Genomic DNA, 23,836 nt, shown 5'->3' on the forward strand with positions numbered 1-23,836 from the left:
TCGGGCGCGTGGCGCGCCTAGCTGTCGTCGTTCTCGAGCTCGGCCTGCACCTCGGACGAGAGGTCGAAGTTGCTGAAGACGTTCTGCACGTCCTCACTGTCCTCGAGCGCGTCGATGAGGCGGAAGACCTTGCGCGCGGTGTCGGCGTCGATCTCGACCTTGAGGTTCGGCACGAACTCGACGTCGGCGGATTCGTAGTCGATGCCCGCTTCCTGCAGCGCGCTGCGCACGGTGACCAGGTCGGTCGCCTCGGTGATGATCTCGAAGCCCTCGGAGTGCGGCTCGATCTCCTCGGCACCCGCCTCGAGCGCCGCCATCATGACGTCGTCCTCGGTGGTCCCCTCGGCACCGACGACGATGACGCCCTTGCGCGAGAAGTTGTAGGCGACGCTGCCCGGGTCGGCCAGCGTTCCCCCGTTGCGACTGAGAGCCGTGCGCACCTCGGCTGCGGCACGGTTCTTGTTGTCGGTCAGACACTCGATCATGAGCGCCACGCCGTTCGGTCCGTATCCCTCGTACATGATCGAGGTGTACTCGACGGCCTCGCCGCCGATTCCGGCTCCACGCTTGACCGCGCGGTCGATGTTGTCCTTCGGGACGGAGGTCTTCTTCGCCTTCTGCACCGCGTCGAACAGCGTGGGGTTGCCCGCGAGGTCGGCGCCGCCGAGCTTGGCCGCGACCTCGATGTTCTTGATGAGCTTGGCCCAGGACTTGGCGCGCCTGGAGTCGATGATGGCCTTCTTGTGCTTCGTGGTGGCCCACTTGGAATGCCCGGACATAAGTCTCCACTCGTCGTATCCGCCCGTGGGCACGGCCCAGGGCATCGTCCAGTCTAACGAATCGAGACGTCGCCTACCGGGGTGCGCTCGCGTAGCGTCGTGCCTCGTCGAGGAAGAGCGCGTGGAATCCGGGCTCACCGTCCATCTCGGGATGGAAGCTCGTGCCGAGCAACGGCCCCTGGCGCACCGCGACCACCGCACCGTCGGGCAGGGCGGCGAGCATCTCCACCGCGGCCCCCGAGCGTTCCACGATCGGCGCCCGGATGAACGTCGCAGACACCGGGGCATCGCCGAGCACCGGCACGTCGAGGTCGATCTCGAACGATTCGGACTGACGTCCGAAGGCGTTGCGACGCACGTCGACGTCGAGGCCGCCGAAGGACTGCTGTCCCTCGATCGCGTCGAGCACGGTGTCGGCCAAGAGGATGAGCCCCGCGCACGTGCCGTACATCGGCATCCCCGCGCGGATCGCCGCGCGAATCGGCTGCTGGAGCCCGAACAGTCGCGCCAACTTGTCGATGACGCTGGACTCTCCGCCCGGCAGGACGAGCCCGTCGATCGCGTCGAGTTCCTCCGGGCGGCGCACGAGCACCACCTCCGCACCGAGCTCCGCGAGCAGGGCGGCATGCTCGCGCACGTCGCCCTGCAGCGCGAGGACGCCGACGGTCGGACTACCAGCCACGCTCGGAGAGCCGGTGCGGCGCGGGGAGGTCGGACACGTTGATCCCCACCATCGCCTCGCCCAGCCCGCGCGAGACCTGGGCGATCACACTCGGATCGCCGTGGAACGTGGTGGCCTTCACGATCGCCGCGGCGCGCTGGGCGGGGTTGCCCGACTTGAAGATGCCGGAGCCGACGAACACACCGTCCGCTCCCATCTGCATCATCATCGCGGCGTCCGCGGGTGTTGCCACGCCTCCCGCGACGAACAGCACGACCGGCAGCTTGCCCGTCGCCGCGACCTCGACGACGAGGTCGTAGGGCGCCTGCAGCTCCTTGGCCGCCACGTAGAGCTCGTCCTTGGTCATCGAACGCAGCACGTTGATCTCGCTCGTGATCTTGCGGATGTGCTTGGTCGCCTCCGAGACGTCACCGGTGCCGGCCTCGCCCTTCGACCGGATCATCGCGGCGCCCTCGTTGATGCGGCGCAGGGCCTCGCCGAGGTTCGTCGCCCCGCACACGAAGGGCACGGTGAAGCCGAACTTGTCGATGTGGTTGACGTAGTCCGCCGGCGACAGCACCTCGGACTCGTCGATGTAGTCGACTCCGAGCTCCTGCAGGATCTGCGCCTCGACGAAGTGGCCGATGCGCGCCTTCGCCATCACGGGGATCGAGACGGCGTCGATGATGCTGTCGATCATGTCGGGGTCGCTCATGCGCGAGACACCGCCCTGCGCACGGATGTCGGCGGGGACGCGCTCGAGCGCCATCACGGCGACGGCGCCGGCGTCCTCGGCGATCTTGGCCTGCTCGGCCGTGACGACGTCCATGATGACGCCGCCCTTGAGCATCTCGGCGAGACCGCGCTTGACCCGCGCGGATCCGGTGGTTGCCTGGTCGTTCATCGCATTCCTCTCGGCTGAGCCAATGACTCGTTTGATCTATGTCAAACCGTAGCATCGTCCCGGACGTTCTAGAATCGGTGTCGAGGACCCATGAGCGCCGAGATCACCGGAACGACCGCAGCAGACATCGCCGACAGCGTGCGCGGCCTGCGCGACCGCGGAACCCTCCGCCCCGGCGATGCGCTCCCCCCGGTCCGCGAACTCGCCGCCACTCTCGGTGTGAACCGCAACACCGCGGTGGCCGCCTACCGCCAACTCGCGCAGGCGGGGCTCGTCGTCTCGCGCGGGCGCGCCGGCACCACGATCGCCGGCGTCGAGGCGGTCGCCCAGGAGGGCTACGCGGCGGACACGGTCCTCCGCGACGTCGGCACGGGCAACCCCGACCCCCGGCTCATCCCCGACCCGTCCCCCGCACTCGCCCGCGTCACGGGGCGACCGGTGCTGTACGGCGAGCCCGTGATCGACCGCGGCCTCGACTCCTGGGCGCACGAGTGGATCGCCACCGACCTCGACCAGTCCGACTTCCGCGTCACCGTCACCAGCGGCGCGGTCGACGCCGTCGAGCGACTCCTCGCCCAGGCGCTCACCCGCGATGACGCGGTCGCGCTCGAGGACCCCTGCTTCCTCGCGAGCATCCACACGGTGCGACTCGGAGGGTACCGCGCCGTGCCCGTTCCGGTCGACGGCGAGGGGATGACGGTCGTCGGCCTCCGCGCAGCGCTCGACGCCGGCATCCGCGCCATCATCTGCACTCCGCGCGCGCAGAACCCCACCGGCAGCAGCCTGACGGCTGCGCGCGCGGCCGAGCTCCGCGCCGTGCTCGCCGACCACCCCTACGTGCTGATCATCGAGGACGACCACTTCTCGATGCTCTCGCAGCGCCCCTACGAGACCTTGATCGGACCGGGGCACCGGCGGTTCGCCCTCGTGCGCTCCGTCTCGAAGTTCCTCGGCCCCGACATGTGCCTGGCGCTCGCGGCCACCGACCCCGAGACGGCCGAGCGCCTGTCGATGCGGCTCAGCCCGGGGACGACCTGGGTGAGCCATCTGCTCCAGCGACTCACGCACGCCCAGCTGACCGACCCTTCCGCGCTCGCGACGATCGGAACCGCGGCCGCGCACTACGCCGAGCGCAACGCCACTTTCGCACAGCTCCTGCGCACCCACGGATTCGACGCCCCCGACTCCGACGGTCTCAGCCTCTGGGTCGAGCTCCCGCGCCCCGCGCGCGCCGTCGCCGAGAAGCTCATGCGCCGCGGATGGCTGGCCCGCACCGGCGACGAGTTCGCCCTCGACGAGAAGGCCGAGCCATCGCGGCATCTGCGGCTGACCGTCCATGATCTGTCCGACGCGGATGCCGCGGCCTTCGTCGCCGACCTCGTCGCGGCTTCCCGATGACCACCCGAAGCGGGAACGCACCCGCACTGAAAGAAAGGATCGGGAGATGAAGATCCTCTCCATCCAGTCCGCCGTCGCCTACGGTCACGTCGGCAACTCCGCCGCGGTGTTCCCGCTGCAGCGCATCGGCGTCGAGGTCCTCCCGGTCTACACCGTGAACTTCTCGAACCACACCGGGTACGGCGCCTGGCGCGGCCCGATGATCGATCCCGCCGAGGTGCGCGAGGTCATCACCGGCATCCAGGACCGTGGCGTCTTCGGCGGCATCGATGCGGTGCTCAGCGGATACCAGGGCGGTGAGGGCATCGGCGACGTGATCATCGACGCCGTCGCCCGGGTCAAGGCGGAGAACCCGAACGCCGTCTACGCGTGCGACCCCGTGATGGGCAACGCCAAGTCCGGCTGCTTCGTGGCGCCCGCGATCCCCGTGCTGCTGCGGGAGCGGGTCGTGCCGGTGGCGGACATCATCACCCCGAACCAGTTCGAGCTCGGCTTCCTCACCGAGACCGAGCCCGACACGCTCGAGTCGACGCTGGCCTCGGTCGACCTGGCGCGCGCGATGGGACCGCGCACGGTGCTCGTCACGAGCGTCGAGCGGCCGGACCGCGAGGAGGGAACCATCGAGATGCTCGCGGTCGACGACGAGGGTGCCTGGATCGTGCAGACGCCGCACCTTCCGATGAAGGCCAACGGGTCGGGCGATGTGACCGCTGCGCTCTTCACCGCGCACTACGTCGAGACCGGCAGTGCGCAGGTCGCCCTCGAGCGCACCGCATCGAGCGTCTACGACCTGCTGAAGGCGACGCTCGACTCCGGGGAGCGCGAGCTGCAGCTCGTCGAGGCGCAGGAGTTCTACGCGCACCCGCGCATGCAGTTCAGCGCCCGTCAGGTGCGCTGAGCTCAGGCCGCAGGCCAGGCGTTCGCGACGGCCTCCCGCACCTCACCGAGCAGCTGCGGGAGTGCCTTCGTCTTCGCGATGATCGGGAAGAAGTTCGCATCGGAGCGCCACCGCGGCACCACGTGCTGGTGCAGGTGCCCGTCGACACCCGCGCCGGCGACGGCGCCCTGGTTCATCCCGATGTTGAAGCCGTCGCAGCGCGACACCTCCGTCAGGACGCGCATCGCCGTCTGCGTCAGAGCGCCGATCTCGGCGACCTCTTCCGGGGTGGCCTGGTCGTACGTCGCGATGTGGCGGTACGGGCACACGAGCAGGTGACCCGAGTTGTACGGGAACAGGTTCAGCAGCACGTATGCCGTCTCACCGCGCGCGACGATCAGTCGCTCGGCATCCGGGTGCTTCGGCGCCTCGCAGAAGGGGCACTCCTCGCGCAGCGGCTCGGGCCCCGCCTGGATGTAGGCCATCCGGTGCGGGGTCCAGAGCCGCTGGAACTCGTCGGGGACTCCGGCGAAGTCCGACGCCGGCTCCAGCGGCTCCTCCGGGGTCACGCCAGGTCCCCCGCCGTCTGCACGAGCGTGTGCTCGGCGATCGCGGTGCGGATGCGGGCGACGGCATCCGCGATCGGGACACCGTTCTCCTGGGTGCCGTCGCGGTAGCGGAACGAGACCGTGCCGGCGGCGCGGTCCTGCTCACCGGCGATGAGCAGCAGCGGAACCTTGCCGGTCGTGTGCGTGCGGATCTTCTTCTGCATCCGGTCGTCCGACGTGTCGAGCTCGGCGCGCACACCGGAGTCGCGCAGCGTGGTGATGACTTCGCCGAGGTAGTCGGCGTAGTCCTCGGCCACGGGGATGCCGACCACCTGCACCGGCGAGAGCCACACCGGGAAGTCGCCGGCGTAGTGCTCGAGCAGGATCGCGAAGAAACGCTCGATCGAACCGAAGAGCGCGCGGTGGATCATGATCGGGCGCTTCTTCTGCCCGTCCTTGTCCATGAACTCGAGATCGAAGCGCTCCGGCAGGTTCGGGTCGACCTGGACGGTCGACAACTGCCAGGTGCGACCGATCGCATCGCGGGTCTTGAGGTCGATCTTCGGGCCGTAGAACGCGGCCTCACCCGGGACCTCGGTGAGCTTGAGCCCCGAGGCGACGGCGACGCGACGCAGGGCGTCGGTCGACGACTCCCAGAACTCGTCAGAACCGATCCACTTCGACTTCTCGTCGTCCTTCATCGACAGCTCGAGCTCGAAATCGGTGAGGCCGAAGTCCCGCAGCATCGAGAGGATGAAGTCGAGGACCTTCGCGACCTCTCCCTCGAGCTGGTCGGGCGTGACGAAGAGGTGCGAGTCGTCCTGAGTGAACCCGCGCACACGGGTGAGACCGTGCAGCGCACCCGAGAGCTCGTTGCGGTAGACCGTGCCGTTCTCGGCGAACCGCAGCGGCAGATCGCGGTAGCTGCGCGCGCGCTCCTTGTAGATCAGGATGTGCATCGGGCAGTTCATCGGCTTCAGGTAGTAGTCCTGGCCCTGCTTGGTGATGTTGCCCTCGTCGTCGCGCTCCTCGTCCATGACGATCGGCGGGAACATGCCGTCCTTGTAGGTGACGAGGTGGTTCGAGGTCAGGAAGAGGTCTTCCTTCGAGATGTGCGGGGTGTACACGTAGGTGTAGCCGCCCTCGATGTGACGCTTGCGCGCGTGCTGCTCCATCTCGCCGCGGATCATGCCGCCGCGCGGGTGCCAGACCGAGAGCCCGGATCCGATCTCCTCCGGGAAGGAGAACAGGTCGAGCTCCTTGCCGAGGCGACGGTGGTCGCGCTTCGCGGCCTCTTCGAGGCGGTGCTGATATGCCCGCAGCTCGTCCTTCGACGGCCAGGCGGTGCCGTAGATGCGCTGCAGCTGCGGGTTCTTCTCACTGCCGCGCCAGTAGGCGGCGGCGATGCGGGTGAGGTCCCAGCCGTTGCCGATCATGCGCGTGTTCGGAAGATGCGGGCCGCGGCAGAGGTCCTTCCAGACCACCTCGCCGTCGCGGGTGGTGTTGTCGTAGATCGTGAGCTCGCCCTCGCCGACCTCGACCGAGGCGCCCTCCGCCGCTTCCTTGCCGCCCTTGAGCCCGATGAGCTCGAGCTTGAACGGCTCGTCGGCGAGTTCGGCGCGGGCCTCGTCATCGGTCACCACGCGGCGCACGAACCGCTGGCCCTCGCGGACGATGCGCTGCATCTCCTTGGTGATCGCCTTGAGGTCCTCGGGCGTGAACGGCGAATCGACGCCGAAGTCGTAGTAGAAGCCGTCGGTGATGGGCGGGCCGATGCCGAGGTTCGCCTGCGGATTGATGCGCTGCACCGCCTGGGCGAGCACGTGCGCGGTCGAGTGGCGCAGGATTCCGAGCCCGTCGGGGCTGTCGATCGTGACCGCCTCGACCTCGTCGGCGTCGGTCACTGTGGTCGCGAGGTCCTTGAGGATGCCGTTGACGCGCATGGCGACGACGGATCGGTCAGAGAACAGGGCGAAGCCGTCTTTCGGCTGGGCGTTTTCAGGCACTGATCACTCCATCTGGGTCTGGATCTAGGCTACTCGCATGGCCGGGTCGTGCTGACCGTCACGCCCCCGGCTCGGTGGCCGTCTGCGTGACGACCGGAGCGAGGATGATGATCGCGGCTCCCACGAGGGCGATGGATGACCCCACCCAGTCCCAGACGGTCGGTTTGAAGCCGTCGACGATGATGCCCCACGCGAGCGATCCCGCGATGAAGACCCCACCGTACGCGGCCAGCACTCGGCCGAAGTTGGCGTCGGGCTGGAGTGCCGCGATGAACCCGTAGGCGCCGAGGGCCATCACCCCGAGCACGGCGAGGATCCACCCGCGCTCCTCCTTGATCGCCTGCCAGATCAGCCATGCTCCGCCGATCTCCGCGACGGCGGCCAGCACGAAGAGCACGATGATGCGGAACACGGTCATGCGGCCAGTCTGGCAGTCGCGTACCACCGGGCACGAGCGTCCGCTACCGCCGATGCGGTAGGCCGGAGTCCGCGCCCGGTCGATGTGCGCGCACGCGCCGTCGCGCGACGCTGGATCTGCGGCGCAGAGCGCGCCCGGAGAGGCTGGCGATGAAGAAGTTCGTGAAGAGAGGGCTCGTCACCCTCGTGGCCGTCACCGCGACGATCACCCTGGGTCTGGCGACGACGACCGTCGTGAACGTCGTCGCGACGGAGATCGAGAAGGAGGCGATCGAGCCGTACGGGATCTTCGTCAGCGTCGACGGTCATCGGATGAACGTCGTGATCACCGGCTCCGGTCCCACGGATATCGTCCTCCTCCCCGGATTTGGCACGGCGTCACCGGCGATCGACTTCTCCCCGCTCGTTAATGACCTCGCGACCGACCATCGCGTCGTCGTGATCGAACCCCTCGGCTACGGATTGAGCGACGGCACCGAACGCGCGCGGACGACCGAGAACATCGTCGCGGAGGTGCACGACGCCCTCGAGCAGCTCGACATCAACTCGTACGTGCTCATGGGGCACTCCATCGCGGGCATCTACGCACTCGAGCTGGCCGCGACGCACCCCGAGGAACTCCGCGGCTTCGTCGGGATCGACACCAGCGTGCCGGGGCAGCCACACATGGACACCGAGTTCCCGACAGGACTCATGGGCGCCGCCCGAACTCTGGGACTCGCACGCCTGTTGCTCGCGGTGGGCGGGGTCGGGCATGAGGGTGGGGCCTACTCCGATCATGACCGGGAGCAGATCGCGATGATCTCCCATCGCACGTCGATGGCGCCCACGTACCTCGACGAGATGGCGCACATCGCTCCGAACTTCGCGCAGGCCGAGGGACGTACCTTTCCCGATGATCTTCCGGTGCTGCTGTTCGCCGTAGCCGACAACGAGAAGAATCCGGACTGGGTCGCCCTGCACGAGGCCCAGGCGGCGAGCGTCGCCGACGGCACGGTGATACCCGTCGACGGCGATCACTATCTCCATCACACGCATGCGGCGGAGATCGCGGACGCATTCCGGAGCTGGGCGGCCGAACGGATGCCGTTTCCGCAGTGAACCGGGGTAGCGTGAGCGGATGACCCGTACGATCGCCCGGTGGATTCTCGCCGCAGGACTCGGCGCGATCGGCGTCCTGCACTTCGTCCAGACGCGCGGCTTCCGCGTGGTCGTGCCGGACTGGGCGACGCGCATGTCCGGGCTCGACAAGGAGACGATCGTGGTCGCCTCCGGTGCGGTCGAGATCGGGCTCGCCGCGGGGTTGGTCGCCCTTCCTCGGGAGCGCGCGCGGATCGGATGGGCCACTGCGCTGTTCTTCGCCGCCGTGCTGCCCGGCAACGTGCACCAGTGGCGCACCGGCCGTTCCACGCCCGGGCTCGACACCGACCGCCGTCGATTCGGGCGGCTGTTCCTGCAGCCGCTCCTCATGGCGTGGGCGGTGTGGGCCACCAGCGCCGAGGGTCGAAGTCAAGGCCGACGCTGACATTTCTCCGATCGCACGACGAGCGCCAGAATGGGGCGATGTCCTCCCCCTCGATCGTGTGGTTCCGTGATGATCTGCGTCTCGCCGACAACCCCGCGTTGCGCGCCGCGATCGATCGCGGGGAGCCGATCCTCGCCGTCTACGTGCTCGACGAGGAATCCCCCGGCATCCGACCGCTCGGCGGAGCGGCCCGCTGGTGGTTGCATCACTCACTCGCCTCGCTGAGCGAACGGCTGAGGGAGCGTGGGGGCGCACTGGTGCTGCGCCGCGGTCCCGCCGCCCGCGTGATCCCCCAGGTCGTGGCGGATACCGACGCCGGCGCCGTCTTCTGGAATCGCCGGTACGGCCGACCCGAGCGCGACATCGACGCCGAGCTGAAGACCGCTCTGCGGAACGACGGCGTCGAGGTCGCCTCCTTCGCGGGATCCCTTCTCCACGAGCCCTGGACGGTGACGACAGGGGCCGGTACGCACTTCTCCGTGTTCACTCCCTTCTGGCGGGCGTGCCTCTCGCTGCCCGCACCGCGACTCCCCCTCCCCGAGCCACGCGAGATCGACGGCATCCCCTCGGCTCCGGCATCGGACGACCTCGACGACTGGGCTCTGCTCCCCACCCGTCCGGACTGGGCGGAGGGACTGCGCGAGACCTGGGAACCCGGGGAACCCGCCGCCCGACGTCGGCTGCGCTCCTTCCTCGACGAGGACCTCGGATCCTACGACCGCGCACGCGACGAGCCTTCGGCCGGAGCCACCTCGCTCCTGTCCCCCCGCCTGCGCTGGGGGGAGATCAGCCCGTTCACGGTCTGGCACGAGGCGGTCTCCACGGACGGCGCGGGCGGGTTCCTCTCGGAGCTCGGGTGGCGCGAGTTCGCCTGGCACACGCTCTTCCACTTCCCCGACCTCGCGACGAAGAACCTGCGCCCCGAGTTCGACGCCTTCCCGTGGCCGCGGCTGAAGCCGTCGCACCTCGACGCGTGGCAGCGCGGCGAGACCGGCGTGCCCCTGGTCGACGCCGGAATGCGCGAACTCTGGCGCACCGGGTACATGCACAACCGGGTGCGGATGGTCACTGCGTCGTTCCTCGTGAAGAACCTCCTCATCGACTGGCACCGCGGCGAGGAGTGGTTCTGGGACACCCTCGTCGATGCCGATGGGGCGAACAACCCGTTCAACTGGCAGTGGGTCGCCGGCTCCGGTGCGGATGCCGCGCCCTACTTCCGCATCTTCAACCCCGAGCTCCAGGCCAAGAAGTTCGATCCGAAGCGCCTCTACATCTCGCAATGGGCATCGGATGCCCCCGCCGAGCCGATCGTCGACCTCGGGGAGACGCGGAAGGCGGCGCTCGCCGCGTACGACGTCGTCAAACGCGCACCCCGCGATCGGTGACCCGCCGCGGGGTCGACCCTCCGGCCCCGGCAGGGCGCGCTCCCCGTACGATCGAGGGAGCCCCCTCTCCCCTGCCGTGAAGGATCCCCGTATGTCCGTCGACCGCATCGACACCCTCACCGAGAACGATCTGCGAGAGGCGGGGAGCGTCAAGTGGACGACCTTCCCCGACACGATCGGCGCCTTCGTCGCCGAGATGGATTTCGGGGTCGCGCCCGCGGTGAAGGACGCGGTGGGCGATGCCCTCGAACAGGGCCTCACGGGCTACCTTCCACAGCATCTCGCCGACGAGCTCGCCGCCGCGACGGCCACCTGGTACGCCGCTCGCTACGGCTGGGAGATCTCGTCGGCGCAGGTGAAGCAGGTCCCCGACGTGATCACCGCTTTCGAGTACGCGATCGAGCAGTACACGGCTCCGGGGGCCGCCGTGATCGTCCCGACGCCGGCGTACATGCCGTTCCTCATGGTTCCCCCGATGCACGGGCGACGGGTGATCGAGGTGCCGAGCATCGTCGAGAACGGGCGCTGGGTGCTCGACCACGACGCGGTGGCGGCGGCCTTCGCCGAGGGCGGCGAGCTGCTCGTGCTGTGCAATCCGCACAACCCGCTCGGAACGGTCGCGACGCGCGAAGAGCTCGAACGGGTGGCGGAGACCGTGCACGACGCCGGCGGACGCGTATTCTCGGACGAGATCCACGCGCCGATCGTCTACGCCCCCGCCCGGCACATCCCCTACGCCTCGATCTCCGATGTCGCCGCAGGTCACACCCTCACCGCCACCTCCGCGTCCAAGGCGTGGAACCTCGCCGGTCTCAAGTGCGCGCAGATCATCGTCTCGAACGAGCGGGATGCGGAGCTCTGGGAACGCGAAGGAGCGTGGTCGGGGCACGGCACCTCGACGATCGGAGCGGTCGCCAACGTCGCCGCGTACGCCGATGGGGGCGAGTGGCTGCACGAGACGGTCGCCTATCTCGACGGTAATCGCCGAGCACTGGCCGCCCTGGTCGCCGAGCACCTTCCCCAGGTGCGGATGACCGTTCCGGAGGGAACCTACATCGCTCTCCTCGACTTCCGGGAGACCGGGCTGACGGGCGATCTGGGCGAGTGGTTCCGCGAGCACGCCGGTGTCGCGATGACGGACGGCGCCGCCTGCGGGGTGGCTGCGATCGGTTTCACGCGGTTCGTCTTCGCCCTGCCGCGGCCGCTCCTCGAGGAGGCGGTGCGTCGGATCGCAGCCGCGCTCAGCGCCCGCTGACCTGTGGAATGCTCCCGAGCCCTTCCGCTGGGCGGCTCGGCGTGGTTTGCTGTGGGCGGAGGGGTACCACTGGGGAAAGGGTACCGAAATGGGCGACGCCGATTCGCACGCCGACGCGCAGTTCGCAGCGGTCTGGACCGCCATCACGAGCCCGGTCGGGGGTCTCGCCGCCGGGATCATCGTCGCGCCCGCCATTCAGGACTACTGCCGGACGGGCTGGCTCGCGGGTGCGTGGGAGAGCGATTCTCCCGCGGGATGCGCACTCTTCCCCACGTGGATGTACGGAAGCAGCGCCTTCCCGACGGCACTCGGATTCGTCGCAGCGGCGATGGTCGGGGTGGTCGTCTGGCTCTTCGCGTACTTCGGCCACGAGAGTCACTGAAGTCCAGTTACCTCCCGGGCGAGCTCTTCGACGGCCGGAAACGCAAAAACCCCCGGCTGGACCGGGGGTTTCGTCTGTGCGCGATACTGGGATCGAAACTGGTGCTCAGGGGTCCCAGATCGCCTCGTACATGAGGCGATCCCAGTGTTTTCTAGGGCACGTGGTACACGTGGTACACCCAGGAACGGTCTAGGAACTCGAAGAATTGCCGCTCCCTGGTCCACGCAGGGTCCACGAAACATGGGTTCGAGAAGGAGCAGATTTCTGGCAACAGGTGCCCGAACACGTGCACCATGAGGCTGAAAGGGCGGCTCTCGTCACCGGATAGTTCGCTCATCCTTCGTGCTGTTTCAAGCCTCATAGTGTCTGCATCGGCCACTTGACGAAGCTCTCGGCCTCTCCTCACAGCAGGAGCTCGCCTTCTCTCGGATGCGATAGTCAGAGGCTGCAAGCGCGTCGCGATGACCATGCGGATGTCTCCGGCACGCGAGGGACGCTCAGGGCCTTGGCGGCCTATCGTCGGGCAACACACCCGAGGAGTCGTGGCTCGCGACAGCGAATCGTCAAGTAGCTACGCCGCGTTGTGTCGGCCGTAGAACACCTTGAACAGTGCAGCTTCCGTCACCCGAACGGGCCTACCCTTTCCACGACCACGTGGTCGGAAGACCTCGATCTCGCCAGCCTGCACCATACGGGTAACGGTGGACAGGCCTACGTTAAGGCGATCGGCGACCTCTCTCAGAGTGAAGGCCCTCAGCGGATCCGGCGTCGGCCGCTCAGAATCGTCGTTGGATCCTTGAAGAGACATGGCAACGACCTCTCTCCTCTCTGCCACGTGTGACTGATAGTCCGTGGACTCATAATCAGCATACCGCGAGCCTGGAAAAATGACAGTTCCTGCGCACCGCATCGCTTTCGGCGAGCACCTGCGCGAGCTGCGCCAGGTTCATGGATGGCCTTCACAGGAGGCTTTCGCTCATCACGTCGGTCTGGATCGAACCTATATCAGCGGCCTCGAACGTTCTCGGCGCAATCCCACGCTTGATGTCATCGTCAGGTTGGCACGGGGGCTTGACGTGCATCCTTCTGAGTTACTCGCGACCATCCCAAAGTGTGAGCAACAGGACTCGCGTACGTGACTCTAAGCACCGTAGCCGAAGTGGTGCCATCCCATAGAGAGTTCTTGGCTCGGAATCAACGTTCGGCGATTGTACTGAGCCATCTTTCCTTCGAGCCTCCCGGCCCAGGCAAGCCAGCTCCGCGCGCTCTGCCTTTCGTTGCCCGGCTTACATCAAGAATCGATGGTGTGACAGGCTGAAGCCGTGAACAGGATGCTTGTATGGACGTGTAGTGACGAGGATCTCCCTTACTCCGCCGAAGAGACCTCTCATCTTGAGTCCTTGCGTTCCGCTGACTTCGATGTCACTGTCGCGCCGCGATCATTGGATTGGGACAAGCTTGCAGCTTTCGCGAACGTGACCGAACCTTCGATCTTTCACTTTATAGGCCACGGCACGCGCGACGGAGACCTCGTGATTAGAGACGGAGCTAATCACGTGCGTCGACCTGCGACGGATGTTGTCAGGCTGGTTCGGGAAGCAAGCCCTGCACTAGAGGGCGTCTATCTCAGTGGGTGCTTCACAGCAAAGACTGCGCCGGAGCTGCTTGAGAGCCTGCCTCCGGCCGCAGGATGGGCGATCGGTACGACGGCCGAAGTTGACGATGAGCTCGCCACGCGGTTCGCCGAGCGCTTCTACGAGCACCTAATCGGAAGTGAGATGCGGCCACGGCAAGCATTCGAAGTTGCGCGCGTTTACGCGGAGTCCGATTGGGGGGAAGAGGTGTCGCACACTGCGTGGTTTAGGCGCTCTGATCTTCCGGCGGTGGAGGAGATGGCCAAGACGATCAGCTCCGCGCTCCGAACCATCTTCAACCGCTCCGCATTTTTGGAGCCCATGCGACAGGAACTTTCGATGCAGGCCCTCGATGACGCCCTGCTGGACGTGAGCCACACGCTCGGAACAGGGCAGGCGCTGTCGCGTCGCTATCAGACGCCGATCCCGGCTGCCTCAATTCCGGTCGAGTGGCTCCACGATCCCGCGATTCAATCCTTCGTTCGGGAGGCAAAGAGAGGCATCACCGCGGCGCGGCGCGCGCTTCGGGAGCTTTCGGAAGCCGCAGCAGGGGAAGACCACGTCGTAGGTAACGGTTTCCAGCTTGATCCGCACGCTCAGATCCAGTGGATGAGAAAGGTCAACGCCGTCGACTTAGCCCGCAACAAGGTTCTGCGGACTGCAAACAAGCTACTCACTCGCAATGGCGTGCCCCCTTTGCAAGTGATCTCGGTGTCGTTCGCTCGAAACGAGATGCCACATGTTTCCTGACTCTCTGCCGCGCGCGTGAGACCGTCAGGTCAGCATCCCTGAGAACACTGAAGTGCACAGATCATGCTCTGAATATGGGCGCAGGGCCCAAAACGCAGGGCACCGCTGACACTGACACTGACACTGACACTGACACTGACACTGACACTGACACTGACACTGACACTGACACTGACACTGACACTGACACTGTCATTGTCCCTGTCATTTGAAGTTGGAGAGCGTGTCCCTCCAAGACTGCGTCGGTCGCACCTGGGAATCGAGCAGTGCTTGAGCACGTCGGGTTCGTGGGAATCGTTCCGTTCGCAGAGACCAAGACCTCTGTTGCGCCGAGCACGCCGGGCCTCTACGCCGTGCTCCGCGACTCAGGGCTCGTGCCCGAGATGACCGAGTCGACGACATCGAGCCCGCTCCAGCCTCTGCAGAAGCGCTGGGTCGACGGTGCGAGCATCGTGTACATCGGGAAAGCCGGGATATCCGCAGCCGGCTCCTGCGATACGTGATACGTGGCAGAACCCACGGGCGCGGCCGATCGATCCGGCAGCTCGCTTATCAGGCGAGCTCATCGTCGCATGGCTCCTCTGTCACTCTGCGGTCGGGGGCGGGCCACGACCAGTGCCGGCCTGATGTGCCCGGCACCCAGCCTTCTGCTTCCAGCCCCGCCGCGAGGAGGTCGATGCTGTCGAGTAGGGATCCTGTCACCGCGAACCGGGTCACGGCTGCGACGGATTCGAGAACGCTGCTGGATGTCATCTCGATAGTGACGCACTCAGACGCTGTGACTGTCAAGACTGGCAGCGAGCAGCGCGGTGACGCGAGGCGTGAGACCGACGAACTTCACGATGCTCGCATCGCCGGCCTGGCCGTCCAAGACGTCAATGCTCATCCATACCAGCCGTCGGGCGCTATGTCAGACTGTGCTCACATCTCAGGAGTCGCAGGGGGAAACGCATGCCGACCGTCTTCATCGTCGATGGTTCAAATCTGCTGTTCGAAGACAGAAGGTACGCGGGGGCCGGACGACTGGACAGAGCACTGACTTCGTTGAAAGCCACGTATCCCGATGACGAGATCGTGGCGTTCGTCGATGCATCCGCCACAGTCACGGCGAAGAAGCGCGGCGATGACCGGGAACTGGGCAGAGTGCGCGATCGGCACAGAGTGCAGGTCACTCCCCCGGGTGTCCATGGCAAAGCCGACAGGTATATCTGCGATACGGCCGCCACCCTTCGGGACGCGGGGAGGGCCGTGCGAATCGTCTCTGGCGACAGTTACAAGGAACTGCAGGCCGAGTTCCCCTGGCTGCTCGAGAACAATAGATTCCTGGATGGGCGAGAGGTTGCCGGGTTGTGGACTTGGACGGATCGCAATGCTGTTCGAGCTCAACGCGCAAAGTCGCAGCCACAGACTTCGAACACTCGAAAGCAGCCGCACGCGTCGACCAGACCGACGACCGCCGAGCCGGCCGCGGACAGTCGTCTGCGCTCTCAGCCACACGGAGGATCCCAGCTGGCAGCCGTCGGAGTCATCGGTCGTCATCAGGAGGTCTTCCACATCCACGACGGTGGGCTCCGGCACCGCTGGTTCGCAGACGGCGAGTGGAGCCCGTGGCACGAGATGCCGTTGCCGAGCGAGGCTGCGCCGACTGCGGTAGCGGCGGGCGTCCACGGAGATTGGGTCGACCTGTTCATCGTCACTGAAGCCGGCGAGCTGTTCCACCGGTACTGGGAGGACGGGTGGAGCGAGTGGGAGGACTGGGGCCGCGGCTTCAACGGCTCGATCGCCGTGTCCAGCCTCGACGCGCCTCACCTTGAAGTCTGGGTGCAGCAGGAGAACAAGCTGGTGCATCGTTGGCAGTGGGACGGCGAATGGACCGCGGACTGGTACGAGTTCGTCGAGTAGATCGTGAAGGATCGCGTCTCGCCCCTGCGGAATACTGATCGCATGAGCGAGAGCACCTGGCATCAGCCCACGGCGGTGGCACCGCTTCGTGGTAATGAACGTTTCGCGGGAATCGAGGGCAGCGTCGTTGATTTCTGGCGCTTCGCCATGCCGGACCTGCGGATGAACAACGTCCGGGGGTACTTCGCCGAGTACCTGGTCTCCCGAGCGCTGGGGGTCGAACAGCTCAGGGTCGAGTGGGACGACTACGACGTCCTCTGGAAAGGCGTGAAGATCGAGGTGAAGAGCTCCGGCTACTTGCAGGCATGGGCACAGCAGGGCCCGTCGGCGATCGTGTTCTCCGGGCTTCGACGGAAAGCGCAGGGCGAGAACTGGGCTCTCGCGGATGAGGCGACCTACAAGGCCGACGTCTATGTGTTCGCCTGGCACACGACCCAGGAGCCCGACAAGTACGACGCCCTGGACGTCGATGCGTGGGCGTTCCATGTGCTCGCGAGAGAGCAGCTCGAGCAGCTCAATGTCGGGAGTCTCACGCTGTCGCGGCTGGAGGCGATCGGTACACGCACGGTCTACTCAGGACTTGCTGATGCGGTCGCTGCGGCCGCGGCGTTCGAGAGCGCTGTTCCTCTGGGATTGCCACTGCCGGCTCGGTGGGACCGGGGTGCGCTCGAGGAGGTGGGCTTCGAGGGATTCGCGCGCTTCTCAGAGCTCAAGACCTCATCTGCACCGAGCGTGCCGGGCATCTACATCGTGCTCCGCGAGTCAGAGCTCGTGCCCGAGATCACCGAGTCGACGACGTCGACCGCGCACGCGCCGTTCTCGCTGGAGCTTCTGCGGGCGAGCTGGGTCGATGGCGCGAGCGTCGTTTACATCGGGAAAGCCGAGAACATTCGCAGCCGGCTGCTGCAGTACGCGAGACGTGGCAGCAACCATGGAGGCGGCCGATCTATCTGGCAGCTCGCTGATCAGGACGAGCTCATCGTCGCATGGGTCCCGACGCCGGGAGAGTCCGCCGGAGCCGTCGAGATCCGCTACCGCGCAGCATTCACTCGCGAGCACGGGCGCTGGCCGTTCGCGAACAGGAAGAACTGACGCTCCCGCCCCGCGTCATGTGCCTCGATATCATCGAACCGCGGCATCCCGGCGCTCTGCAGCTCTGTCTGCGCGAGAGGGACGAGATCTGCCCGAACCGATGTGCGAAGTCGCGTGATGAAAGACCGCGACGAGCATCTTCTTAGTGAGCGCTCTCGCTCGATCCACTTCCCCTCACTCCCCCAGCAGGAAGAGCACATCATGACGACGACCACCCCTGATACCCGTCATGACATCGTTCATCTCGCACTCGTCGTGAAAGACGCGCGAGGCTTCACCCACTACTACGAGCAGCTGGCGACGACACCTGCGGCCGTGCGCGAGGCCTACGACCTGATGGCACGCGCGGCGCAGGACGTTCCCGCCTCGCAGGACGTGCCTTCCGTGGATGCGCTGGACGCCACCGATGCTGTTCTCGCCCGGCTGGGCGCAGGCGGTTCCCGTTTCATGTCTCGCCGTGTGCGCAAGACGAAGAAGGACTCATGACCACCCTGACGAAGCAGGACACGAAAATCGCGCGATCTCGATCCACGACGGAGTTACGAGTCGCCGCCGGGCTGCTCATCGCTCAGGGCGTCCTCATGGAGGGGCTGGTCGTGCTCGGCCTCATCGGGCTGGTCGCGGCGGGAGTCCTTCAGCAGACGGTCACCGAGAACGCGAAGATCTTCGCGCTGCCTTACCTGCAAGACAACCTCTACCTCATGATGATGATGAGCGGCGTCTTCGCCGTGCTTCGAGTGATTGGCGGCATCGCCTTGTGGCGTAACCGCCTGTGGGGTCTCGCGCTGTCACTGATCAACTGTGCCGTCACACTCGTGCTGATGATCTTCCTACTGCCCGCCGGCATCGTCGACGGCGTCCTCTCAGGTGGCGCACTCGTGCTGATCCTGCACGGCTGGCTCGGCAGGGATAACGATGGCCGCCCGCGCCTAGTGAGCACCACACGTCAACCGCTCCCGGCCTCTACCGCAGCGGCAGATGCACCCGAACGTGCAAGCCGCCGTCAGAGAAGGACCCAGGGATGAATGAGCCTCTCGGAATGGCGTCGGAGAGCGCCGCGCTCGTGGCCGCAGGCGCGGCACTGGCGAAGTTGCTGACGCCGGGTGACACAAAGATCGTGTACTCCCTGCTGGCGACGACCGCCGTCGCAGAGTCCCGGGTGATGGCGTTCAACCCTGATGGGCGCTATTCGACACCGGATGGTCGCGCGAACTCACCCCGCCTCACCGAAGAGCTGCGCGACGCAGCCCATGCACTTCGCGCCGCCTGCTACCGGCCGGGGGCAGGCACCTGGTTCGGTGCTGTACTGACAGTTACAGCCGCAGGCGACGTGTCTGCCGAGTACAACTACGACGACGAGCCGGCCTGGGACTCGCCCCTTGATCCGATCGCGTACGTCACAGACGCGAAGACGTTCCGCCGTGACGCCGAGCACCGGCCGCCATGGCTGGCCGCGCAGCTGGCGGAGGGAGAATCACGCATCGCGGCACGGGATGCGACGTCACCTCGGGACTAGCAGAGTTGTCGAGCCGAGATTCAGATCGAGGATGCAGTCACGCCAGGTAGAGCCAGCGCTCCGGTTGATGTACCCGTCGTGCTTATCGCGCGACGATACTGAGGTCGTCGGATGAACGCGAGGATGCCCGCGGTCACAGCCGCAGTCACGATCACTCCCCCGAGAGCCGTGATCGACAGTCTGAGAGGTGCCCACTCCAGCACGGCGATCGAGACCATGCTGAGCAGCAGACCCGTGGCCCACACACCGAGGAAGGACAGTCCGACGCCGCTGCGCCGAGCACCCAGCGCGATGCCGGCTACTGCCCCTCCGACGACGGCGAGCGTGGCACCGGTGGCGGAGAGCGTCATCAGAGAGTCTTCGATGTGGACGAACATGGTGGCGGACACGACTGCGGTACTCCTTGGTGCGAGAGATCTTCAGGGCAAAACCGGGACGACAGATATGCCGTCATTGATGAGACGCGGGAACTGGTGATTCATGACGCGAGTTCGCACATCGGTTCCAGAAAGTCCTGGCGTCAGCGTTGCCCGGCGCTCCGCGTGCAGCGAGGTTTCAGGAGGGCGGGAAGCCCCAGCATCCCGCCCTCTTGTTGAAAGTGGTCCCGAGATCGACGGAGGCGACCCCAGTGCGCCATGTCGATCCGGTCCCGAGCGCTCGTCCACCCCCTGCTTTGGATGAGCTGTCACTAGAGAGATGCAGGTGAGGATAATCTATTACGGCGTTTCCGCCGATGTCCTGATATTTCGCACGAAGGGCTGCCGAGCTTCCTGCTGTCACGCGCTGGTGGGTCAGCAGGCATGCCCGTCGTCGTACGCCGGGCTCAGAGAGTCTCCGTGCCCGCAACCTGGCCGACCGATGACGTGCCGATATCACTGCACCAGACGTCTGCGCAGCACTCGTGTCTTGGTGCGAGTGCATCGCGCTGAGAGGCAACGTCGCATGGTTGGCTTTTCTCTATGAAACGCACGCTGCCCCGGGTCCGGATCGCCGTCACGCTGTCTGCCGTTGCGGCACTTGTCGGGTGTTCACCTTCACCGGCGTCAGTGCAGCCGGAAGTGGACGCAGCGGTTGTCGCTTCGCTTCCGGAGGACTTCGCTGAGGCGACGACGACCTACGACGAGGCGTCGGATGAGTGTCTCACCATCGTGGCGATGCTCCCCGAACGCTACGGCCTGAGCGCCCGCTCAGTGCAGGAAGCTGTCGAGCTTCTGCGCGAGGGCGCGGCGACGTTGTCCTGTCGAGGTGTGCTCCGCGTTGTCGACGACGAGGGCGAAGTCCGCGACGTGAGTCATCTCCAGAAGTACTTGGATGTCGAAGCTCGGAACGGCGACCTCGTCATCCTCTGACGTCGCCGTCATGGTTGTGGTCTCGCGGCCCGGCAGAACTGGCGTCGGACACTCACCGTCAGTCGGCGGACACTCGCTCCAGAACGGGTGCGAAAACACCGTACTCGGGGCGTGGCGTGAAGGCATCCATGCGCCAGATGCCGGACTCGTATCGTCCCGGTGTGACTTCATCGACCAGCTCGAGTTCGATGAGCTTGCCCATATCGCGGCGGAAGAGTCGATCGGATGTGCCGTCGTACATCTCCGACACGAACGGGTTGAGGTAGCGGATCTGCTTGCGGGTCAGCTCGACCCCGTCCGGCATCGCGAGCACCACGGCACGGCGGCGACGTGCGGTATCCGTGGACGGTTCCATCTGGAACCGCTCATGAACATAGTTCACCCAGGCGACCACACGCTGATGGGCTTGCACTGTGCGGATCTGTTCGCGCAGCTGGTCTCGGAAGCCCAGCGCGCTGTACGCCACGAAGCCTGCGACATCCCTGCGCTTCGATGCGGCATCGAGCTTCTCGTAGTAACGACCACGCGTGCGGTTGTAGTAGTCCGACAGCAGATTGGTGCTGACGTACGGCACCAACCCGCAATGAGCGAGGATCGCGCATTCGATCAACCGTGCCGTGCGTCCGTTGCCGTCTCCAAAGGGATGGATCCAGGCGAGGTAGAGGTGAGAGAGGGTCGCGGCGAAGAACACCAGGAAGAAAGCCTGGTCGGGTGCGGAGTCTCGCTTCTCGGCCGCCTCGTCGAGGATGGTGTTGACCCATGTGCACAGTTTGTCCATCAGCAGCGGCACATCCTCGGCGGGAGCGCCACGGTAGTTGCCGACGACGATTGGGATGTCTCGGTACGACCCTGGATTGACGTGCTCGGCGACATCGAGATTCGCCATGAGCTCGCTGTGCTTGCCCAGGATCCACTCGGCGGAGATCCGGAACGCGCCGTCGGATTCCCAGACCTCGCGGCGAACGCTCGTGAGAGCGTCCAGTACGTTGCGCACTTCCTGCTCGAGGTACTGCTGCGATTCGGGGAGCCGTTTGTTGTTGTCGAGGATGTCGTTGACTTCCTCTTCGCTGAGGGTGTTTCCCTCGATCGCCGCCGACGCGAGTGCGCCTCGGCGCATGTACACACGGGCAAGCTCCAGAGCCACACCCGGCTGCAGCGGCGCACCGATCAGATGTTGGCACTTGGAGAACGATTCGCCCAGATGTGCCCAGACGATCTCGCTGAGGGTGCTCGTGGGGAAGTCGAACGTGATCCAAGGATGCGATGACTCGTAAAGTCGGGCGTCAGACGTCATCTGCGGAGTCTATCTAAGCGACCCCTCAATTGTCCAAGATGGTGTCCAACCTGATGTCCGGTTTAGCGTCCGTCAGTGGAAGTGAAGGATGGGGTCGCTCGGCAGGGCACGTGGGACGTTCCTCGATGCGAACGCCTGCCAGCGAGAGGAGCTAGACGCGGCTCTGGATCGACACTGCGTCGATGACGGCCTCGGTCCTGGTCTCGTGGACTGTTGCCTGCCACACAGAGCGCGACCGGATCCGCGACCGGTCGAAGATAGTCTCCCAGGAGCTTTCGAGCTCCGATCGCAGTTCCGTAGGCCACCTGCTGACCGGTACATGTCGCAGACCGGCAGCATCGCGCCGGGCGAGGAAGTCGTCGATGGTGGCGTTCCATCGTCTGTCGTACTCGTCCTCGGACTCGCCCGGCCGCGGCGGCACATCGAGAGTCGAGTTCAACACTGAGTGCCACTCGTCGAATTCCGACAGCAGCACACGCCCCCGCGGGATGCGACACGTCAGCATGACCTCGCCTGCAGCACGCCCGCACAGCAGGACCAACTCTGAGCGCGCAATTCTCGCCCACAGCCACCACGCGGTCGTGCCTGTGGTCGTCAGTCGCTCCGTCATCATCCGATTCATCCAGTCGTATGCGTCGGGCCACGCCGGCTCGGTGAGCTGGGGATCCTGACGCAGCTCCCCTGTCTCGAGCAAGGATGCGAACGCTGCCGCAGTCTGGATCGTGTGCAGCAGCAGGACATCCGCGTCGAGGTCGTACCCGATGCGGCCCGCGGGCACTGCCGCCTCTGGCAGCGCGGAGCGGGTCATGAATGGAGGCATGTCCACATCCTCTCCTGCCGTGGGACGCCATCAATGACGGCGGCGTGTCACATATTGAACGGCGATTCAGGGGCCATCGCGACGTGTGTTAGGAAGGAACTAACCCGTCGAATCGCGTAATGAATTCGGCTGAGCCGCGTCCCATCTATGGCACCGTCTTACGCCGCGTATGCGGTAGCAATTCGACGGAGTCCAAGAATTGTGTCGGTGCATGATGGGAAGCTGAATGCCGCATAGGCGAAGAAACCGCAGGGAATCGAATGTGGCATTCGTGCGCACGACTGTCGACGTGCAGGGGCTGGATGCGGCACGGAAAGATGACACGCTGAAGGATTATCTCGCGGCATCGAACATACGGATCGCGTCTTTGGGGGGCAAGCCGCTTCGGGGCGAGCTTTCGCGTTTTCGTGAGATCTCCTTCGCACGAGCCACTCTTCCGCAGTCGACGGTGGTATGGCCACGGGACCACTTGTCGCTCGACCGCGGCATCATCGTGATATCGCTGTCAGGTGGGCTGGAAGTGGAGTCTGAGGGCACTGTCTTCCGCAAGCCGCCCGGCTTGTTCCTCATCCCTCCCGGGCAGGAAGAAGTACTCTTCCACTCGACCGAAGAGGAGAACGAGCTCCTCTATGTCAGCACGAATGCCCGCCTCTTGGAGGACATCGATCTTTCGGGCACTCAGTACGACCCTCTGGTCCGTGTTCCGGACGGTGTTCTGGCCCCGCTCATCTCGTTCATCGAGACCGTCTGCGCGATATCCGTGGAAGACACGACCATGATCGCACCGCTCGAAGTCGCGGCGGTGGAGGTGGCGCGCTCGCTCGGCATTCTCATCGCTGACGGGGTCCCCGCCGGACTGAGCCTCTTCTCCCGCACGATGCGCGTGATCGCACGCGACTACCCCCGCCGTCGCCTGAAGCTCGCCGGTCTCGCCGAGGATCTCGATGTCTCGGAGCGCACGTTGCAGGCCGCCTTCGCAGCAGAGGGGACGTCGGTAATGCGGGAAGTGCGAGCGATTCGCGCGCGTGCCGCTCATGAGCGCCTTCTCACCAAACCGAGGACAACGTCCGCAGACCTGGCCTCCGCGGTGGGGTTCGGCTCGACTTCGTCTCTTATTCGCGCCATGCGAGAGTTCGCGCCCCACCCCGGAGCCGGAGTCGACACGGACGCCGACGCCGATGCCAAACGCCTGTAAGGTGCAGATCTTCGCTGAGGAAAAATCTCCGACAACGTTCAGAGCCGCAGTTGCGTATGCAACTGCGGCTCTGTCGTGTGACGCACGGCGTGAACGCGCAACTCGGCGGTGTTCGGTCCGCACAACAACTCAGGGGTGCGACGTCGC

The 23,836-nt window shown here is 65.8% G+C and carries 27 protein-coding genes; 17 read left to right on the top strand and 10 right to left on the bottom strand.

Features of this window, described 5'->3' with window-relative positions; translation table 11 throughout:
- Positions 1 to 17 precede the first annotated feature (17 nt).
- The 3 genes from KV396_RS14850 to pdxS all read right to left on the bottom strand — a co-directional run bounded on the left by KV396_RS14850 (position 18) and on the right by pdxS (position 2,344).
- Positions 18 to 779 (bottom strand): YebC/PmpR family DNA-binding transcriptional regulator, encoded by a 762-nt coding sequence (locus tag KV396_RS14850; RefSeq protein WP_247624689.1) that lies wholly within the window; start codon positions 777 to 779, stop codon positions 18 to 20.
- A gap of 73 nt (positions 780 to 852) precedes the next feature.
- Entirely contained in the window at positions 853 to 1,461 is a 609-nt protein-coding gene (gene pdxT, locus KV396_RS14855) for a pyridoxal 5'-phosphate synthase glutaminase subunit PdxT (protein WP_247956196.1), read from the bottom strand.
- Entirely contained in the window at positions 1,451 to 2,344 is an 894-nt protein-coding gene (gene pdxS / locus KV396_RS14860) for a pyridoxal 5'-phosphate synthase lyase subunit PdxS (RefSeq protein ID WP_247956197.1), read from the bottom strand. The genes pdxT and pdxS overlap by 11 nt, the downstream gene beginning before the upstream one ends.
- A gap of 90 nt (positions 2,345 to 2,434) precedes the next feature.
- Here pdxS and KV396_RS14865 point away from each other — a divergent pair, with 90 nt between their 5' ends.
- Together KV396_RS14865 and pdxY are read left to right on the top strand one after the other, a co-directional pair.
- Positions 2,435 to 3,742: an aminotransferase class I/II-fold pyridoxal phosphate-dependent enzyme gene (locus KV396_RS14865; RefSeq protein WP_247956198.1), complete on the top strand. Its 1,308-nt coding sequence runs from the start codon at positions 2,435 to 2,437 to the stop codon at positions 3,740 to 3,742.
- Between the two features lie 46 nt (positions 3,743 to 3,788).
- Positions 3,789 to 4,640, top strand: a complete 852-nt coding sequence (gene pdxY, locus KV396_RS14870; protein ID WP_247956199.1) for a pyridoxal kinase PdxY — start codon at positions 3,789 to 3,791, stop codon at positions 4,638 to 4,640.
- A gap of 2 nt (positions 4,641 to 4,642) precedes the next feature.
- Here the strand turns inward: pdxY and KV396_RS14875 are convergent, their stop codons facing one another.
- The 3 genes from KV396_RS14875 to KV396_RS14885 form a co-directional block, all read right to left on the bottom strand.
- A complete protein-coding gene (locus tag KV396_RS14875) occupies positions 4,643 to 5,188 on the bottom strand; it encodes an HIT family protein (protein ID WP_247622415.1) in 546 nt (181 codons plus the stop codon).
- A complete protein-coding gene (gene thrS / locus KV396_RS14880) occupies positions 5,185 to 7,110 on the bottom strand; it encodes a threonine--tRNA ligase (RefSeq protein WP_247633972.1) in 1,926 nt (641 codons plus the stop codon). Before thrS ends, KV396_RS14875 begins: the two co-directional genes overlap by 4 nt.
- Before the next feature lie 121 nt (positions 7,111 to 7,231).
- Positions 7,232 to 7,591, bottom strand: a complete 360-nt coding sequence (locus tag KV396_RS14885) for a YnfA family protein (RefSeq protein ID WP_247956200.1) — start codon at positions 7,589 to 7,591, stop codon at positions 7,232 to 7,234.
- A gap of 149 nt (positions 7,592 to 7,740) precedes the next feature.
- Here KV396_RS14885 and KV396_RS14890 point away from each other — a divergent pair, with 149 nt between their 5' ends.
- From KV396_RS14890 to KV396_RS14910, 5 genes are all read left to right on the top strand, one after another.
- Positions 7,741 to 8,691, top strand: coding sequence for an alpha/beta fold hydrolase (locus KV396_RS14890; protein ID WP_247956201.1), 951 nt, complete (start codon positions 7,741 to 7,743; stop codon positions 8,689 to 8,691).
- Between the two features lie 19 nt (positions 8,692 to 8,710).
- Entirely contained in the window at positions 8,711 to 9,115 is a 405-nt protein-coding gene (locus tag KV396_RS14895) for a DoxX family protein (RefSeq protein WP_247622412.1), read from the top strand.
- A 38-nt stretch (positions 9,116 to 9,153) separates the two neighbouring features.
- A complete protein-coding gene (locus KV396_RS14900) occupies positions 9,154 to 10,500 on the top strand; it encodes a cryptochrome/photolyase family protein (protein WP_247956202.1) in 1,347 nt (448 codons plus the stop codon).
- A gap of 91 nt (positions 10,501 to 10,591) precedes the next feature.
- Positions 10,592 to 11,755: a MalY/PatB family protein gene (locus KV396_RS14905; protein ID WP_247956203.1), complete on the top strand. Its 1,164-nt coding sequence runs from the start codon at positions 10,592 to 10,594 to the stop codon at positions 11,753 to 11,755.
- Between the two features lie 88 nt (positions 11,756 to 11,843).
- On the top strand, positions 11,844 to 12,137 hold the full coding sequence (locus KV396_RS14910; protein WP_247956204.1) for a hypothetical protein: 294 nt from the start codon (positions 11,844 to 11,846) through the stop codon (positions 12,135 to 12,137).
- A 571-nt stretch (positions 12,138 to 12,708) separates the two neighbouring features.
- Here the strand turns inward: KV396_RS14910 and KV396_RS16840 are convergent.
- On the bottom strand, positions 12,709 to 13,047 hold the full coding sequence (locus KV396_RS16840; protein ID WP_407665538.1) for a helix-turn-helix domain-containing protein: 339 nt from the start codon (positions 13,045 to 13,047) through the stop codon (positions 12,709 to 12,711).
- Here KV396_RS16840 and KV396_RS16845 point away from each other — a divergent pair.
- The 8 genes from KV396_RS16845 to KV396_RS14945 all read left to right on the top strand — a co-directional run bounded on the left by KV396_RS16845 (position 13,025) and on the right by KV396_RS14945 (position 19,031).
- Positions 13,025 to 13,276, top strand: coding sequence for a helix-turn-helix domain-containing protein (locus KV396_RS16845; RefSeq protein WP_407665539.1), 252 nt, complete (start codon positions 13,025 to 13,027; stop codon positions 13,274 to 13,276). The two genes, KV396_RS16840 and KV396_RS16845, sit on opposite strands and share 23 nt — an antisense overlap.
- Positions 13,277 to 13,468: 192 nt before the next feature.
- A complete protein-coding gene (locus tag KV396_RS14915; RefSeq protein WP_247957606.1) occupies positions 13,469 to 14,521 on the top strand; it encodes a CHAT domain-containing protein in 1,053 nt (350 codons plus the stop codon).
- 266 nt (positions 14,522 to 14,787) lie between these two features.
- Complete coding sequence (locus tag KV396_RS14920) at positions 14,788 to 15,024, top strand: hypothetical protein (RefSeq protein WP_247956205.1); 237 nt, start codon at positions 14,788 to 14,790, stop codon at positions 15,022 to 15,024.
- 448 nt (positions 15,025 to 15,472) lie between these two features.
- Entirely contained in the window at positions 15,473 to 16,423 is a 951-nt protein-coding gene (locus KV396_RS14925) for a hypothetical protein (protein WP_247956206.1), read from the top strand.
- Between the two features lie 42 nt (positions 16,424 to 16,465).
- Positions 16,466 to 17,515, top strand: coding sequence for a GIY-YIG domain-containing protein (locus tag KV396_RS14930; RefSeq protein WP_247956207.1), 1,050 nt, complete (start codon positions 16,466 to 16,468; stop codon positions 17,513 to 17,515).
- Positions 17,516 to 17,716: 201 nt separating this feature from the next.
- Positions 17,717 to 18,001: a hypothetical protein gene (locus KV396_RS14935; RefSeq protein ID WP_247956208.1), complete on the top strand. Its 285-nt coding sequence runs from the start codon at positions 17,717 to 17,719 to the stop codon at positions 17,999 to 18,001.
- Complete coding sequence (locus tag KV396_RS14940; protein ID WP_247956209.1) at positions 17,998 to 18,540, top strand: hypothetical protein; 543 nt, start codon at positions 17,998 to 18,000, stop codon at positions 18,538 to 18,540. The genes KV396_RS14935 and KV396_RS14940 overlap by 4 nt, the downstream gene beginning before the upstream one ends.
- Before the next feature lie 14 nt (positions 18,541 to 18,554).
- Positions 18,555 to 19,031 carry a hypothetical protein gene (locus KV396_RS14945; RefSeq protein ID WP_247956210.1) on the top strand — a complete coding sequence of 159 codons (477 nt, stop codon included), beginning with the start codon at positions 18,555 to 18,557 and terminating at the stop codon, positions 19,029 to 19,031.
- A gap of 20 nt (positions 19,032 to 19,051) precedes the next feature.
- Here the strand turns inward: KV396_RS14945 and KV396_RS14950 are convergent, their stop codons facing one another.
- Entirely contained in the window at positions 19,052 to 19,381 is a 330-nt protein-coding gene (locus KV396_RS14950; protein WP_247956211.1) for a hypothetical protein, read from the bottom strand.
- Positions 19,382 to 19,990: 609 nt separating this feature from the next.
- Here KV396_RS14950 and KV396_RS14955 point away from each other — a divergent pair.
- On the top strand, positions 19,991 to 20,380 hold the full coding sequence (locus KV396_RS14955; RefSeq protein WP_247956212.1) for a hypothetical protein: 390 nt from the start codon (positions 19,991 to 19,993) through the stop codon (positions 20,378 to 20,380).
- Positions 20,381 to 20,438: 58 nt separating this feature from the next.
- Here KV396_RS14955 and KV396_RS14960 read toward each other — a convergent pair whose 3' ends face one another.
- Both KV396_RS14960 and KV396_RS14965 read right to left on the bottom strand, forming a co-directional pair.
- A complete protein-coding gene (locus KV396_RS14960; protein WP_247956213.1) occupies positions 20,439 to 21,674 on the bottom strand; it encodes a Fic family protein in 1,236 nt (411 codons plus the stop codon).
- 151 nt (positions 21,675 to 21,825) lie between these two features.
- Positions 21,826 to 22,494, bottom strand: coding sequence for a DUF3841 domain-containing protein (locus KV396_RS14965; RefSeq protein ID WP_247956214.1), 669 nt, complete (start codon positions 22,492 to 22,494; stop codon positions 21,826 to 21,828).
- Between the two features lie 262 nt (positions 22,495 to 22,756).
- Between KV396_RS14965 and KV396_RS14970 the strand changes: the two genes are divergently transcribed.
- Positions 22,757 to 23,689 (top strand): AraC family transcriptional regulator, encoded by a 933-nt coding sequence (locus KV396_RS14970; protein WP_247956215.1) that lies wholly within the window; start codon positions 22,757 to 22,759, stop codon positions 23,687 to 23,689.
- The last annotated feature ends 147 nt before the right edge of the window (positions 23,690 to 23,836 follow it).

Origin of the sequence: Microbacterium galbinum, from assembly GCF_023101185.1 — a bacterium.
GTDB lineage: Bacteria > Actinomycetota > Actinomycetes > Actinomycetales > Microbacteriaceae > Microbacterium > Microbacterium galbinum.

Coding starts and splice junctions, on each gene's coding strand:
- KV396_RS14850 (WP_247624689.1), bottom strand. CDS start 779: ATGTCCGGGCATTCCAAGTGGGCCACCACGAAGCACAAGAAGGCCATC.
- pdxS (WP_247956197.1), bottom strand. CDS start 2,344: ATGAACGACCAGGCAACCACCGGATCCGCGCGGGTCAAGCGCGGTCTC.
- KV396_RS14865 (WP_247956198.1), top strand. CDS start 2,435: ATGAGCGCCGAGATCACCGGAACGACCGCAGCAGACATCGCCGACAGC.
- pdxY (WP_247956199.1), top strand. CDS start 3,789: ATGAAGATCCTCTCCATCCAGTCCGCCGTCGCCTACGGTCACGTCGGC.
- thrS (WP_247633972.1), bottom strand. CDS start 7,110: ATGCGCGTCAACGGCATCCTCAAGGACCTCGCGACCACAGTGACCGAC.
- KV396_RS14885 (WP_247956200.1), bottom strand. CDS start 7,591: ATGACCGTGTTCCGCATCATCGTGCTCTTCGTGCTGGCCGCCGTCGCG.
- KV396_RS14890 (WP_247956201.1), top strand. CDS start 7,741: ATGAAGAAGTTCGTGAAGAGAGGGCTCGTCACCCTCGTGGCCGTCACC.
- KV396_RS14895 (WP_247622412.1), top strand. CDS start 8,711: ATGACCCGTACGATCGCCCGGTGGATTCTCGCCGCAGGACTCGGCGCG.
- KV396_RS14900 (WP_247956202.1), top strand. CDS start 9,154: ATGTCCTCCCCCTCGATCGTGTGGTTCCGTGATGATCTGCGTCTCGCC.
- KV396_RS14905 (WP_247956203.1), top strand. CDS start 10,592: ATGTCCGTCGACCGCATCGACACCCTCACCGAGAACGATCTGCGAGAG.
- KV396_RS14910 (WP_247956204.1), top strand. CDS start 11,844: ATGGGCGACGCCGATTCGCACGCCGACGCGCAGTTCGCAGCGGTCTGG.
- KV396_RS16845 (WP_407665539.1), top strand. CDS start 13,025: ATGACAGTTCCTGCGCACCGCATCGCTTTCGGCGAGCACCTGCGCGAG.
- KV396_RS16840 (WP_407665538.1), bottom strand. CDS start 13,047: ATGCGGTGCGCAGGAACTGTCATTTTTCCAGGCTCGCGGTATGCTGAT.
- KV396_RS14915 (WP_247957606.1), top strand. CDS start 13,469: ATGCTTGTATGGACGTGTAGTGACGAGGATCTCCCTTACTCCGCCGAA.
- KV396_RS14925 (WP_247956206.1), top strand. CDS start 15,473: ATGCCGACCGTCTTCATCGTCGATGGTTCAAATCTGCTGTTCGAAGAC.
- KV396_RS14930 (WP_247956207.1), top strand. CDS start 16,466: ATGAGCGAGAGCACCTGGCATCAGCCCACGGCGGTGGCACCGCTTCGT.
- KV396_RS14935 (WP_247956208.1), top strand. CDS start 17,717: ATGACGACGACCACCCCTGATACCCGTCATGACATCGTTCATCTCGCA.
- KV396_RS14940 (WP_247956209.1), top strand. CDS start 17,998: ATGACCACCCTGACGAAGCAGGACACGAAAATCGCGCGATCTCGATCC.
- KV396_RS14945 (WP_247956210.1), top strand. CDS start 18,555: ATGGCGTCGGAGAGCGCCGCGCTCGTGGCCGCAGGCGCGGCACTGGCG.
- KV396_RS14950 (WP_247956211.1), bottom strand. CDS start 19,381: ATGACGCTCTCCGCCACCGGTGCCACGCTCGCCGTCGTCGGAGGGGCA.
- KV396_RS14955 (WP_247956212.1), top strand. CDS start 19,991: ATGAAACGCACGCTGCCCCGGGTCCGGATCGCCGTCACGCTGTCTGCC.
- KV396_RS14960 (WP_247956213.1), bottom strand. CDS start 21,674: ATGACGTCTGACGCCCGACTTTACGAGTCATCGCATCCTTGGATCACG.
- KV396_RS14965 (WP_247956214.1), bottom strand. CDS start 22,494: ATGCCTCCATTCATGACCCGCTCCGCGCTGCCAGAGGCGGCAGTGCCC.